The 12,532-nt window shown below is 59.6% G+C and carries 13 protein-coding genes; 12 read left to right on the forward strand and 1 reads right to left on the reverse strand.

Annotation, left to right across the window (positions count from 1 at the left end; genetic code table 11):
* The first annotated feature begins 107 nt into the window (after positions 1-107).
* The 12 genes from ASG57_RS26830 (at position 108) to ASG57_RS26885 (ending at position 11,120) form a co-directional block, all read left to right on the forward strand.
* Positions 108-1,412, forward strand: coding sequence for an MFS transporter (locus tag ASG57_RS26830; protein WP_283806208.1), 1,305 nt, complete (start codon positions 108-110; stop codon positions 1,410-1,412).
* A gap of 246 nt (positions 1,413-1,658) precedes the next feature.
* Positions 1,659-2,576 (forward strand): P-type conjugative transfer ATPase TrbB, encoded by a 918-nt coding sequence (gene trbB / locus ASG57_RS26835; protein ID WP_057198298.1) that lies wholly within the window; start codon positions 1,659-1,661, stop codon positions 2,574-2,576.
* A complete protein-coding gene (locus tag ASG57_RS26840; RefSeq protein WP_021075728.1) occupies positions 2,576-2,902 on the forward strand; it encodes a TrbC/VirB2 family type IV secretion system protein in 327 nt (108 codons plus the stop codon). The genes trbB and ASG57_RS26840 overlap by 1 nt, the downstream gene beginning before the upstream one ends.
* The gene (locus ASG57_RS26845; RefSeq protein ID WP_021075729.1) at positions 2,902-3,165 is read left to right on the forward strand and encodes a VirB3 family type IV secretion system protein; all 264 of its coding nucleotides are present in this window, start codon (positions 2,902-2,904) and stop codon (positions 3,163-3,165) included. The genes ASG57_RS26840 and ASG57_RS26845 overlap by 1 nt, the downstream gene beginning before the upstream one ends.
* Before the next feature lie 8 nt (positions 3,166-3,173).
* Positions 3,174-5,615 (forward strand): conjugal transfer protein TrbE, encoded by a 2,442-nt coding sequence (gene trbE, locus ASG57_RS26850; protein WP_057198300.1) that lies wholly within the window; start codon positions 3,174-3,176, stop codon positions 5,613-5,615.
* On the forward strand, positions 5,612-6,349 hold the full coding sequence (trbJ, locus tag ASG57_RS26855) for a P-type conjugative transfer protein TrbJ (RefSeq protein ID WP_057198302.1): 738 nt from the start codon (positions 5,612-5,614) through the stop codon (positions 6,347-6,349). Before trbE ends, trbJ begins: the two co-directional genes overlap by 4 nt.
* Positions 6,346-6,720, forward strand: a complete 375-nt coding sequence (trbK-alt, locus tag ASG57_RS26860; protein ID WP_057198304.1) for a putative entry exclusion protein TrbK-alt — start codon at positions 6,346-6,348, stop codon at positions 6,718-6,720. Before trbJ ends, trbK-alt begins: the two co-directional genes overlap by 4 nt.
* Positions 6,721-7,947: a P-type conjugative transfer protein TrbL gene (trbL, locus tag ASG57_RS26865; RefSeq protein ID WP_057198307.1), complete on the forward strand. Its 1,227-nt coding sequence runs from the start codon at positions 6,721-6,723 to the stop codon at positions 7,945-7,947.
* A gap of 86 nt (positions 7,948-8,033) precedes the next feature.
* Entirely contained in the window at positions 8,034-8,711 is a 678-nt protein-coding gene (gene trbF, locus ASG57_RS26870; protein ID WP_057198309.1) for a conjugal transfer protein TrbF, read from the forward strand.
* A 32-nt stretch (positions 8,712-8,743) separates the two neighbouring features.
* A complete protein-coding gene (gene trbG / locus ASG57_RS26875; protein ID WP_057198311.1) occupies positions 8,744-9,685 on the forward strand; it encodes a P-type conjugative transfer protein TrbG in 942 nt (313 codons plus the stop codon).
* Entirely contained in the window at positions 9,685-10,872 is a 1,188-nt protein-coding gene (locus ASG57_RS26880; protein ID WP_057198313.1) for a TraB/TrbI/VirB10 family type IV secretion system protein, read from the forward strand. The genes trbG and ASG57_RS26880 overlap by 1 nt, the downstream gene beginning before the upstream one ends.
* Before the next feature lie 5 nt (positions 10,873-10,877).
* Positions 10,878-11,120 carry a DUF2274 domain-containing protein gene (locus ASG57_RS26885; RefSeq protein WP_057198315.1) on the forward strand — a complete coding sequence of 81 codons (243 nt, stop codon included), beginning with the start codon at positions 10,878-10,880 and terminating at the stop codon, positions 11,118-11,120.
* Here ASG57_RS26885 and ASG57_RS37135 read toward each other — a convergent pair.
* Positions 11,093-12,241, reverse strand: coding sequence for a LysR family transcriptional regulator (locus ASG57_RS37135; protein WP_349510070.1), 1,149 nt, complete (start codon positions 12,239-12,241; stop codon positions 11,093-11,095). The genes ASG57_RS26885 and ASG57_RS37135 overlap by 28 nt on opposite strands.
* Positions 12,242-12,532: the final 291 nt, after the last annotated feature.

A 12,532-nucleotide genomic window follows, 5' to 3' on the forward strand; every position in this document is an offset into this window, starting at 1 on the left:
AAGCTGGATACGAAGACGCAATACGAGCGGCGACAAGCACCGAACCGGACGCGGATGAATGTCAACACGTCGATGATCACCTGAGCCGGAAGTGGTGGCGCCTGATCCTGGCCGCCTTCCTCCCATTTGCCGCTGGCTATTATCTTTCCTTCCTCTTCCGAACCATCAACGCCTCCATCTCTCCAGCGCTGGCATCCGAATTTGGACTTGATGCCGCAAAGACCGGGCTGCTCGCATCGGTCTATTTCCTCGTCTTCGCAGGTGTCCAAATTCCCATTGGCGTCCTTCTCGATAGGTATGGACCGCGTCGTGTCCAGGGCGTGTTGCTGGTGATGGCGGCCGGCGGCGCGACCCTGTTCGGGACCGCAACGGGATTTTCGGAGCTTCTGGTTGCGCGCGCCATGATAGGACTTGGGGTTGCAGCCTCATTGATGGCAGGGCTCAAGGCCGTGGTCATCTGGTTTCCCAGGGAGCGTATCGCCCTCGTCAACGGCTGCATGATCATGCTGGGGTCGCTTGGAGCCGTCACCGCAACGGCACCGACCGATTGGGTATTGGATTGGATCGGTTGGCGAGGTCTTTTCGAAGTCCTGACTTTTGCAACGATCGCCGTAGCTGCCTTCACTTACTTTGGCGTACCGGAAAGCTCCAGCAATGAAGCAGCGTCGACGACCTCCCGGCTTACTTTGTGGTCTGTGTATTCCGACGCGAGATTCCTGAGACTTGCGCCACTGTCGGCAGCCTGCATCGGCTCGTCATGGGCCCTGCAATCTCTGTGGGCTGCGCCCTGGCTTACGGATGTGGAAGGGCTTGATCGGCATAGTCTCATGACGCAGCTGTTCATCATGGCTCTCGCAATCAGTTTCGGAGCGTTGCTGCTGGGCGTGATGGCGGATCGTCTACGCAGACGCGGCACAACAACCGAAATCCTGATAGCTGGCATGGCAGGGGTGTTCATTGCGGCCGAACTTGCACTTATTCTCCGGGTGCCAATGCCATCGCTACTGCCCTGGTGTGCCGTGTCAGTTATGGGAGCGGCAACAGTTCTCAGCTATGCGATGATCGCCGATTATTTTCCGCAAGGCCTTGCCGCGCGAGCAAATGGGGCGTTGAACCTTGCACATTTTGGTTCGGCGTTCGCGGTTCAGTACGGGATCGGGCTTGTTGTCGGACAATGGGCACCTCAAGACGGTCATTATCCGGTAATGGCGTATCAGTTTGCGTTTGGTCTCAGTGCAGCCTTTCAGGCAGCCGCATTGCTCTGGTTCGCTGTGCCTTGGCTCCGAACGTTGAGCAGGCACCTTTACGCGTCGCTTACGCGGCCGTTTGCAGAGCGAGACAGCCAAGCGGAATTTGTCATGGTGCCCGTCGAGGGATCTATCCTCGAGGCGCGTGAGGCGGCGGAATGGTAGACTGGCCGGCCTGAGCCTGGTTTCCAAGCCGTCTTTTGCGGCGATCGGTGCTACGTTGGGATTTCGACATTCCCCACTTTTTCTTTTTCTACGCCAGGCCGCGAACCAAACATCCCGCTTGTTGCGCGAAGAGGTTTACTGCCTTTTCTAATTGATCCCACTGAGGTCGTTCAGGCGACTTCATTTGTGGGGACGGTGGTGACAATCCATTCCATTCAATCGGAGGCAATATCTCGCGGCGCGCGCATGCTGCGCACTGCACTTGGCCCCGCGATCTCGCGCTTTCTGGAAGATCCTTCAGTCGTCGAGGTGATGCTAAACCCTGACGGCCGATTGTGGATCGACCGTTTGTCGAGCGGTCTGACGGACACCGGTGAGATCCTGTCAGCGCCAGACGGGGAGCGCGTCATTCGGCTGGTCGCTCACCACGTGGGTGGTGAAGTGCATGCGGGTGCACCCCGTGTATCGGCCGAGCTACCTGAAACTGGCGAACGTTTTGAAGGTTTGTTGCCGCCAGTTGTTGCGGCTCCAGCGTTCGCGATCCGCAAACCGGCCGTCGCTATCTTTACGCTTGATGACTACGTCTTGGCAGGGATCATGACGTCAGAACAGGCTATAGCGCTGCGGCAAGCCGTTAGTTCACGCAAGAACATCCTGGTTGCCGGCGGAACATCAACCGGCAAAACGACGCTCACGAACGCGCTGCTCGCGGAAGTCGCCAAGACTTCCGATCGCATCGTTCTCATCGAAGACACAAGAGAGCTCCAGTGCAAGGCGCCAAACCTTGTCGCTTTGCGCACCAGGGACGGCGTGGTGTCGCTTTCGGATCTCGTGCGTTCATCCCTTCGCTTGCGTCCCGATCGTATTCCAATCGGCGAGGTCCGCGGGGCCGAAGCTCTCGACCTGCTCAAGGCCTGGGGTACCGGGCATCCCGGGGGAATCGGTACCATCCACGCAGGCAGCGCGCTCGGAGCCTTACGCCGGCTCGAACAGCTCATCCAGGAGGCGGTGGTTACGGTACCGCGCGCCCTGATCGCCGAGACCGTGAACGTCATAGCCGTTCTTGCTGGCCGTGGCGCTGATCGCCGCGTTTCCGAACTTGCTCACGTCGCCGGGCTCGGGACGTCGGGCGACTACAGCCTCTCAGCATCAGGAGACCAGTGATGAACTGCCGATCGCCTCTCGGCCGAAGGGCCGTTACGACCGCATCAATTGCGGCCTTCTGCCTGTTCGCTTCGCCGGCCTGGTCCGCAGGCTCGAATATGCCGTGGGAGCAACCGCTCAATCAGATCCTGCAGTCGGTCGAAGGCCCGGTCGCCAAGATCGTCGCCGTTATCATCATCATCGTGACCGGGCTGTCCCTGGCTTTCGGTGACACGTCGGGCGGTTTTCGTCGGCTGGTCCAGATCGTGTTTGGTCTGTCGATTGCGTTCGCCGCATCGAGCTTCTTTCTGTCGTTCTTCTCGTTCGGCGGCGGCGTGGTGATCTGATGGATGAGCAGATCCCAGGGTTTGTTGCCCCCGTGCATCGCGCCTTGACCGAGCCGATCCTGATGGGTGGCGCACCGCGGGCCGTTGCCATTCTAAACGGCACCTTGGCAGCCGCACTCGGTCTCGGTCTGCGGCTTTGGCTTGCCGGTCTTCTGCTCTGGTTCATCGGTCATATGGCCGCCGTTTGGGCTGCGAAACGCGATCCGGAGTTCGTCGAGGTCACGCGCCGGCACATCCGTATCCCTGGTCACCTCTCCACGTGAGTCCTTCCATGATGAATCTTGCCGAATACCGTTCCTCGAATGTGCGCCTGGCGGACTTCCTGCCGTGGGCTGCTCTTGTCGACGAGGGCATTGTCCTGAACAAGGACGGCTCCTTTCAGCGGACGGCGAAGTTTCGAGGACCGGATCTCGACAGCGCTGTGCCGGCCGAACTCGTCGCCGTCGCCGGGCGCCTGAACAATGCCCTGCGTCGCCTCGGATCCGGCTGGGCTCTGTTTGTCGAGGGACAACGGCATGCCGCGGGAGCCTACCCTCCGAACACGTTCCCGGATGTGGCGTCCGCCCTGGTCGACGCCGAGCGCAGGGCGCAGTTCGAGGAGGCCAGCGCCCATTACGAGTCCAGCTACTACCTGACTTTGGTTTATCTGCCGCCTGCCGAAGGAGCGGCCCTGGCCGAGCGGCTGCTTTACGAGGGCAGCAACCGGACCTTCGGTGCAGACGCGCGGGAGGCGCTGGCCGGTTTTGTCGATCGGACCAACCGTGTCCTGCAACTCATTGAAAGCTTCATGCCGGAATGTGGCTGGCTCGATGATCAGGAAACGTTGACCTATCTGCACTCAACGATCTCGACCAGGCGCCATCGGGTTCGTGTCCCCGAAATACCCATGTATCTCGACGCGCTGCTTGCCGATCAACCGCTGACGGGCGGTCTTGAGCCGATGCTGGGAGCGGCCCATCTGCGGGTGCTGACAGTCGTCGGATTTCCGACCGCGACCGTGCCTGGGATTCTTGATGACCTGAACCGTCTGGCATTTTCTTATCGCTGGTCGACGCGGGCGCTCATGCTCGACCGGAACGACGCCGTGAAGCTCGCGACAAAAATCCGGCGCCAATGGTTTGCCAAACGCAAGTCGATCGCTGCGATCCTGAAGGAGGTGATGACCAACGAGGCATCGGCCCTTCTTGATACCGACGCCCACAACAAGGCGATCGATGCCGATGCGGCCCTGCAGGAACTAGGCACCGATCAAATCGGGGAAGCCTTTGTTACGGCGACTGTCACGGTCTGGGACGGAGATCCCCGAGCTGCCGACGAAAAGCTGCGCCTAGTGGAAAAGGTCATCCAGGGGCGTGATTTCACCTGCATGATCGAGACTGTGAATGCGGTCGAGGCCTGGCTCGGCAGCCTGCCGGGCCACGTTTACGCCAACGTCCGCCAGCCGCCGATCTCGACATTCAACCTCGCCCATATGATCCCCTTGTCGGCGGTTTGGGCGGGCGAGGTGAGGGACCATCACCTCAAGGCACCCCCGCTGTTCTTTGCCAAGACGGAAGGGTCCACGCCGTTTCGGTTCTCGCTCCACCTTGGCGATGTAGGGCATACCCTCGTTGTTGGCCCGACCGGGGCGGGCAAGTCGGTACTCCTGGCGTTGATGGCCCTGCAGTTCCGCCGCTATCCAGACGCACAGGTCTTTGCCTTCGATTTCGGCCGGTCGATGCGCGCGGCGGCATTGGCCATGGACGGGGACTGGCATGACCTCGGCGGTGCGGTCGCGGGAGAGACGGATGAATTTGTGTCCCTGCAGCCACTTGCGGGGATCGATGAGGTCGCGGAGCGTGGATGGGCGGCAGAATGGGTCGCCTCGATCCTGTCGCGAGAAAAGATCGACGTCACCCCAGAGACCAAGGATCATGTCTGGACTGCGCTGACCTCGTTGGCATCGGCTCCTCGTCAGGAGCGGACCCTCACAGGTCTCTCGGTCCTCCTCCAATCGAATATCCTGAAGCGAGCGCTCCAGCCCTATTGCCTTGGCGGTCCCTATGACCGCTTGCTCGATGCCGAGAATGAGCACCTCGGTAGCTCATCGGTCCAGGTTTTTGAGACCGACGGATTGATCGGAACTGCCGTCGCGCCGGCCGTCCTGGCTTATCTGTTCCACCGCATCGAGAGCCGTTTCGACGGGCGCCCAACGCTGCTCATCATCGACGAGGGTTGGCTCGCGCTTGATGATGCGGACTTTGCCGGCAAGCTCCGTGAATGGCTGAAGACGCTTCGCAAGAAGAATGCGTCGGTCGTGTTTGCGACCCAATCGCTTGTAGATATCGATGGGTCAGCAATCGCGCCTGCTATCATCGAGAGTTGCCCGACCCGGATCCTGCTGCCCAACGATCGCGCTATCGAGCCGCAGATCATGACGATCTACCGGCGATTTGGGCTCAATGACCGGCAAATCGAAATCCTGGCGCGGGCGATTCCCAAGCGAGACTATTACTGCCAGTCACGCCGGGGCAATCGCCTGTTCGAACTCGGACTTGGCGAGGTCGCGCTTGCCTTCACCGCCGCTTCCTCCAAGGCCGACCAATCTCTGATCGATCGAGTATTGGCTGAACATAGCCGCGAGAGCTTCGTGAGTGGATGGCTGAAGGCCCGCGACGTCGCTTGGGCGACCGATCTCATCCCACACCTCGCTGAACTGGAGGCTTCTAAATGAACCGCTTCCGTCGTTTCGCTGCCGCTGGCGTGGTCGCACTTGCCGTGCTCGTCGGTCCCAATCCGGCCTTCACGCAGTTGGTTGTGTTTGATCCCAACAACTATGCCCAGAACGTTCTGACCGCCGCTCGAGCTTTGCAGCAGATCAACAACCAGATCGCATCGCTGCAAAATCAGGCGCAGATGCTGGTCAATCAGACCAGGAATCTCGCGAGCTTGCCATACTCGTCGCTGCAGCAGTTGGAGCTGTCGATCCAGCGTACCCAGCAATTGCTCGCCCAAGCCCAGCGCATCTCTTTCGACATCCAGCAAATCGATCGCGCGTTTTCTGCCACGTATGCGCCGGCATCCCCCGACGCTACGGACCAGGCGCTGATTGCGAACGCGCAGGTGCGTTGGCAAAACTCCGTTGCGAGCTTTCAAGACGCCATGCGGGTCCAGGCGACGGTGGTAGGTAACCTCGACACCAATCGCGCCCAGATGGCGGCGCTGGTTGGTGCGAGCCAAGGGGCAACTGGAGCGCTGCAAGCGAGCCAGGCCGGCAATCAGCTTCTCGCGCTTCAGGCACAACAACTGGCCGATCTCACGGCAACAGTCGCCGCTCAAGGACGCGCCCAAAACCTGGAATCTGCTCAGCGAACGGCTGCTCAGGACCAAGGCAGGGAGCAACTCCGGCGTTTCCTGACGCAGAGCCGAGGTTACCAACCCACAAGCGTGCAGATGTTTCACCAATGAGCGATTTCAGGGCGTTCAAGGCGCTGTCTCTCGGCGTGACAATCTTTGTCGTCGTGCTCGCTGCTGCTTGCACCATCCACCTGCGTGACGACGACAATCAGCCTCAGCCTGCCTCTTCGGTCGTCCGAGAAGGCGATCCCCAGACAGCCGAGCTCGAGCGATGTCGTTCAGTTGGATACGAGCAAAAAGACAGACTTGCCGAATGCCGAAAGGTTTGGGCGGAACAGCGCCGCCACTTCATAAGGCAGAACATCGACACTCCGCGCAATCCCGCCCGGCCCGATCCAGACGCCACACCGCCTGCGTCCGTCAAGGATCAGAGCCGTTTGCCGCCCGGTTTGTTTCCGGCACCTCAGCCGACGGAGCGATAGATGGGTGGTACAGGCATCATCGACCAGTTTCTGGAAACGTTCACCCGCTATATCGACTCCGGCTTTGGCCTGGTGGGAAATGAGGTCGGGTATCTCGCGTCCACGCTTGCAGCCATCGACATCACGCTGGCGGGCCTGTTCTGGGTCTGGGGCTCCGATGAGGACATCATCGCTCGCCTCGTGAAGAAGACGATGTTCGTCGGCGTCTTCGCCTTCCTTATCGGTAACTGGAATACCCTTGCACGCATCGTCTTCGAGAGCTTTGCCGGCTTAGGATTAAAGGCTTCTGGCACCGGCTTGTCATCGGCAGAGTTCCTCAGGCCTGGACGGATCGCTCAGGTCGGCCTGGAGGCCGGACGGCCGATCCTGGAATCGATTTCAAGACTGATGGGCTACGTCAGCTTCTTCGAGAATTTTGTACAGATCGTGGTGCTGCTGTTTGCCTGGATTGTCGTGCTGCTGACGTTCTTCATCCTCGCCATCCAGCTCTTTATTACCTTGATCGAGTTCAAGTTGACTACCCTGGCCGGCTTCGTGCTGATTCCCTTTGGCCTGTTTGGGAAGACGGCCTTCGCAGCCGAACGGGTCTTGGGAAATGTGATCTCGTCGGGTGTCAAGGTCCTGGTGCTGGCGGTAATTGTTGGCATCGGATCGACGCTGTTCTCCCAGTTCACCTCAGGGTTTGGCGGCAACCAGCCGACTATCGAAAATGCGATGGCACTGGTGCTCGCGGCTCTCTCGTTGCTTGGCCTCGGTATCTTCGGGCCGGGAATTGCCAACGGCATTGTATCTGGCGGTCCTCAACTTGGGGCCGGTGCGGCCGTCGGAACCACGATGGCCGCAGGTGGTGTGGTTGCCGCCGGAGCAGCACTCGCAGCAGGCGGGGCTGCTCTCACCGGCAGCATGGTTGGAGGCGCGGCGAGGGGAGGCAGCGCGCTCATAGGCGGCGCGGCATCCGCCTTTCGGACGGGCGCGCAAACCGGGGAGGCGGGCGCCACTTCGGCAGCGAGTCCCCTGCGATCGCTGGCCGCCCGCTTTGGCAGATCAAATGCCGCGGGCGATGAAGCCGGCGGCGCGGATGCGTCATCTGGAGGCGCACCCGCCTGGGTTCGCCGCATGCGTGGACAGGCGGTCAGTCATGGTGTCTCCGCGACGACGCAGGCGCTGCGGTCTGGGGACCACGGCGGTGGTGGGGCCTCCGTCGATCTCAGGGATACAGAGCGCTGAGATCAGCGCCATCGGCGCACCTCTCAGAACTCTTCAAACGCAGCAAACACCGCCCACGTCCGATTTCTCGTATGTCGAGGTCAAGCATGTTCAAACGATCCGCCGTTCACTATGGCCGCACACCTCAGCCGGTTACGCCTTACCAAAAAGCCGCGCAGGTTTGGGATGATCGGATCGGCTCGGCGCGTGTCCAGGCCGGGAATTGGCGCCTGATGGCGTTTGGTTGTCTGTTCCTCTCTGCTGGCTTTGCAGCTGCTCTCGTCTGGCAGTCGGCACAGGGATCAATTACGCCGTGGGTTGTTGAAGTCGACCGCCTCGGCGAAGCAAAGATGGTCGCGCCGGCAACCTCGACATATAAGGCGACCGACCCTCAAATCGCCTTCCATCTCGCCCGCTTCATCGAGCATGTCCGCGCCCTCCCCATGGACGCGATCGTGCTACGTGAAGATTGGCTTCGAGCGTACGATTTCACGACCGATCGCGGCGCCGCCGCGCTGAACGACTACGCCCGCAACAGCGACCCGTTCACAAAAGTCGGGAAGATCCAGGTCGCCGTCGAACTATCCAGCGTTATCAGGGCTTCGCCTGAGAGCTTCCGCATCGCCTGGATCGAACGCCGCTACGAGAATGGTCAGCTTGCCGCCACCGAGCGGTGGAGTGCCATCGTCAGCGTTGTCGTAGAACCGCCGCGCGACATCGATCGGCTGCGCAAAAACCCCCTTGGCATCTACGTCAACGCTATCAACTGGTCCAAGGAGTTTTGACAGTGACGTCGACAGACCAACCTTCACTGCGAATGAAAATGGGGAAGGGGTTTCCGGTTCTCCTGATCTGCGCATATGCCCTCGCGGGATGCACAACATTCAAACCTCCGCAGATCAGTTATGACGACGAAATCCCGACGCTGCCAGATCAGCCGCAGCTCACGGACGACCGACCGCGCCCCCTTCACGTCCCACCCGTTTGGACGCCGGCGCGCGGTGGCAAGGAGAAGGAAGCTGAAGCACCCGTTGATCGGATCGAAAGCGCCAACGATGCGGCCCGCATTCAACCTCGGAAGGCCGGATATTTCAACGCCGTGCAGGTGTTTCCGTATAGTCCTGGCGCGCTTTATCAAGTCTATGCGGCGCCAGGACAGATCACCGATATCGCGTTGGAGCCGGGTGAGCAGTTGATCGGCTCAGGACCCGTGGCCGCAGGGGACACCGTACGCTGGGTCGTTGGCGATACCGAGAGCGGCAGTGGCGATACACGGCGGGTCCATATCATGGTCAAGCCGACACGAGCCGCCATCGAAACCAACCTCGTTCTCAACACAGATCGGCGGACGTACCTGATCGAACTGCGCTCGCGTGAAAAATCATACATGCCATCGGTCTCCTGGTTCTATCCTGAAGACCGGGCCGCTCGCGGTCGTGCGCTTCCGCCAAAACCCTTCATTCCGGACGCTGCCCATCGGCGCTATCGATACGCCTTTGAGGGCGATAATCCTCCATGGCGCCCCGTCAGCGCTTTTGACGACGGCCGCAAGGTCTACATCGAATTCTCGCCTGGTATCGGGCAAGGCGAGATGCCCCCACTGTTTGTCATCAACTCCGACGGGAAGACGGGACTCGTCAATTACCGGGCGTTCGGCAACGTCCTGATTGTCGACCGATTGTTCGCAGCAGCCGAACTGCGGCTGGGGGGCGAAGACCAGCAGAAGGTCCGCATCGTCAGAACCGACGGGAGAAATTGATGAGCAACACCGAACAGGGGCCCACGAACGGCGTTCGGCCGGGGCCCGAGGCAGAGATGGCGAGTTCTTTTCGGTTGCGGCCGGAGCGCCAGCAGGTCGCACGGCTCTCGCGCAAAGCGCTGATCGGGGGCACTGCTTTGGCGCTGATCCTCATGTCCGCTGCTGTTTTTCTGGCGCTGCAAACACGCGAGCGGGGTTCCGTCTCGGACGAACTCTACTCGACCGATCACCACAATGTGGCGGATAAGCTTGCAAGCCTACCCAAGGACTACGGCTCAATTCCCCCGGACGTGCCACGACTAGGGCCGCCTTTACCAGGTGATCTTGGCCGTCCGATTGTCGCGGCACAGACTCAAGCTGGCCCGCTTGCAGTGGATGCCGAGCAGCAACGAGCCATCCAGGAAAGCGAAGCTGCTCGTACCAGCAAAGTGTTTGCTACTACCGTTACCCGACCATCGCCTAGTCAAGCGCCGTCAGCCGAAGCGCCGCCAACGGGAGCCACTTCAACTGACGACGCATTTGCCCAAAACGGTCAGGATCGTAAACTCGCGTTCGTCAATGCATCGGTCGATCGACGCACCACTAGCCCTGACCGTCTGATGAAGCAGGCCTCCCCCTTTGTTGTTCAAGCCGGCACTATCATTCCCGCCGCTCTGATTACTGGGATTCGTTCCGATCTGCCCGGTCTGATCACGGCTCAGGTAACTGAGAATGTCTACGATACCCCGACAGGGCGGGCTCGTCTTATCCCGCAGGGCGCGCGGTTGATTGGGATCTACGATTGCCAGATTGCGTTCGGACAGTCACGAGTCCTCCTGGTTTGGACACGGCTCATCATGCCGAACGGGCGTTCGATCGTTTTGGAGCGCCAACCCGGCGTGGATGCCTTGGGATATTCCGGTCTTCAGGATGAGATCGATAATCATTGGAAAGAGATGCTCGGAGCAGCTGCGCTTTCAACCCTGCTCGCCGTGGGCACCGAGGCGAATTCTGGGCCGGACATTAGCAGCACCAACGGCGCCATCCTTCAAGCGCTGCGTCGTGGGGCAGGTGATTCTCTAAACCAGACCGGCCAACAGGTCGTTCGTCGCAATCTCAACATCCAGCCAACTTTGACGATCCGTCCGGGATTTCCCGTGAGAGTGCTCGTCAATCGGGACCTGGTGCTTGAGACTTACAAGGGATAAGGTCGATGGCGAAGCTTAAGCTAGGAGCATTCGAGGATGCTAAGCCGGTCAAGCTCACGTTCGAACTGCCGACGAACATACATCGCGATCTGGTAACCTACGCTGAGGTTCTGGCCCGCCAAACCGGACAGACCATAAGCGATCCTGCCAAGTTGATTGCGCCGATGCTGGCTCGGTTCATGGCGACCGATCGAGCTTTTGCAAAGGCCCGCCGAGCGCGTCAATTTCCCGAGCAAGGTGATGGGTAGCGCTCAGAGAGTAGCTTCAGGAAGGTTTCTAGGACCGAATTTTCGTTATCCTTTTGCCAATAGGCTGAATAGTTCAACACGCTCGGTCCACTGCCGTCCCGTAGTTCTCGATATACGAGACCGGAAAGAGTGGCACCTGCGTCCGATTCCAGAACAAGGCTGATGCCGACCTTCATTGTGACCAGGCTCTTTACAATGCCACGACTGATATCGTGACGTTCAATCTTCGGTCGATCATCGGGCGATACAAGCTTTGAAACCAACAGATCTTCAATTTCACTTCCCGGATCGTAGTGACTCAAGATAACCGTCTCGTCTCGTAAGTCCGTCCAATAAATGACTTTTCGCTGCGCCAGAGGATGTTCCGCAGGCAAGACGACCAACACCCGCTCATTCCAAAGCGGCATTCTGCTGGTTTTTTGAGATGATGTCCCTCCCGTCAAGATCAGAACGTCCAGCGCACCATTACGAAGCGCCGCCATCAGATGGGCGCGCCGTCGTTCCACGGTAGAGAGTTCGATTTGAGGAAATCTCTGAAGAAGGTCCAGCAGCGATGCTCTCAAATTGCCCGCGGCGAGAGATGTACAGAAGCCAACTGCAAGTCGGCCAGCTTCGCCACGGCCACTTGCCCTCATAGTAGCAGCAAGCGCATCCAGCTGCTCGACTATCGAGCGCGCTACGCTCAAGAAGTGACGGCCGGCCGGGGTCGCACGCACTCCCCCACTTGATCGCTCAAATATATGGACTCCAAAGCTGTGTTCGAGCAGCTGAATTGAACGACTAATGGTCGATTGCTTGATTGACAGTACTTCGGCGGCTTGCCGAAAGCTGCCGTAATCTGCCGCTGTGATTGCCTGTTGAAGTTGATCCAAATTCAAGCCAAGGGGCCGTCCTCCCCTCAGCAGCCCGGGACGCTCCATGACTACCGCACCATCCATATGAAAGAAAAAAGGTGCATCGGTTGTACACAAGATTGAGACGATTCTTAGTTGTAGATTGCAGTGGTGATAAGCTGCCAGCGACTTGTGAGCCCCGGTGCCTATTGAGCGATAGGCGATGACTATCGCCAGCAAACTGTCCTGCCTATCGGCTACCGCGAATCTGATCTCGTTGGCCGGCATGGCGAACCAATCTTACCTGCAGAGGGCTGCTATTCAGGGTGAGTCTGAAGAATGTTGACGTCAGAAGGGCCGAGTCGTTTTACCTGGCTTGTAGCGCCTAACAGGTGCCTTACCACGGTGCCGGCCGTGGCTGGCCGGAGCGCGAACTGTTCAAGGGTTTATGCGGTATTTGCGGGCTTGATTCCGATTAGTATATAGCGCGACAATCTGGGTGGGAAGCGCGCGACAATCAGGATGGCGAGTCGGTGTCGCGGCGAGGTGATGATTGTCGCGATGATTGTCGCGCGCAAG

It is taken from the genome of Bradyrhizobium sp. Leaf396 (genome assembly GCF_001424605.1).
GTDB lineage: Bacteria > Pseudomonadota > Alphaproteobacteria > Rhizobiales > Xanthobacteraceae > Bradyrhizobium > Bradyrhizobium japonicum_C.

Coding starts and splice junctions, on each gene's coding strand:
- trbB (WP_057198298.1), top strand. CDS start 1,659: ATGCTGCGCACTGCACTTGGCCCCGCGATCTCGCGCTTTCTGGAAGAT.
- ASG57_RS26840 (WP_021075728.1), top strand. CDS start 2,576: ATGAACTGCCGATCGCCTCTCGGCCGAAGGGCCGTTACGACCGCATCA.
- ASG57_RS26845 (WP_021075729.1), top strand. CDS start 2,902: ATGGATGAGCAGATCCCAGGGTTTGTTGCCCCCGTGCATCGCGCCTTG.
- trbE (WP_057198300.1), top strand. CDS start 3,174: ATGATGAATCTTGCCGAATACCGTTCCTCGAATGTGCGCCTGGCGGAC.
- trbJ (WP_057198302.1), top strand. CDS start 5,612: ATGAACCGCTTCCGTCGTTTCGCTGCCGCTGGCGTGGTCGCACTTGCC.
- trbK-alt (WP_057198304.1), top strand. CDS start 6,346: ATGAGCGATTTCAGGGCGTTCAAGGCGCTGTCTCTCGGCGTGACAATC.
- trbL (WP_057198307.1), top strand. CDS start 6,721: ATGGGTGGTACAGGCATCATCGACCAGTTTCTGGAAACGTTCACCCGC.
- trbF (WP_057198309.1), top strand. CDS start 8,034: ATGTTCAAACGATCCGCCGTTCACTATGGCCGCACACCTCAGCCGGTT.
- trbG (WP_057198311.1), top strand. CDS start 8,744: ATGAAAATGGGGAAGGGGTTTCCGGTTCTCCTGATCTGCGCATATGCC.
- ASG57_RS26880 (WP_057198313.1), top strand. CDS start 9,685: ATGAGCAACACCGAACAGGGGCCCACGAACGGCGTTCGGCCGGGGCCC.
- ASG57_RS26885 (WP_057198315.1), top strand. CDS start 10,878: ATGGCGAAGCTTAAGCTAGGAGCATTCGAGGATGCTAAGCCGGTCAAG.
- ASG57_RS37135 (WP_349510070.1), bottom strand. CDS start 12,241: ATGCCGGCCAACGAGATCAGATTCGCGGTAGCCGATAGGCAGGACAGT.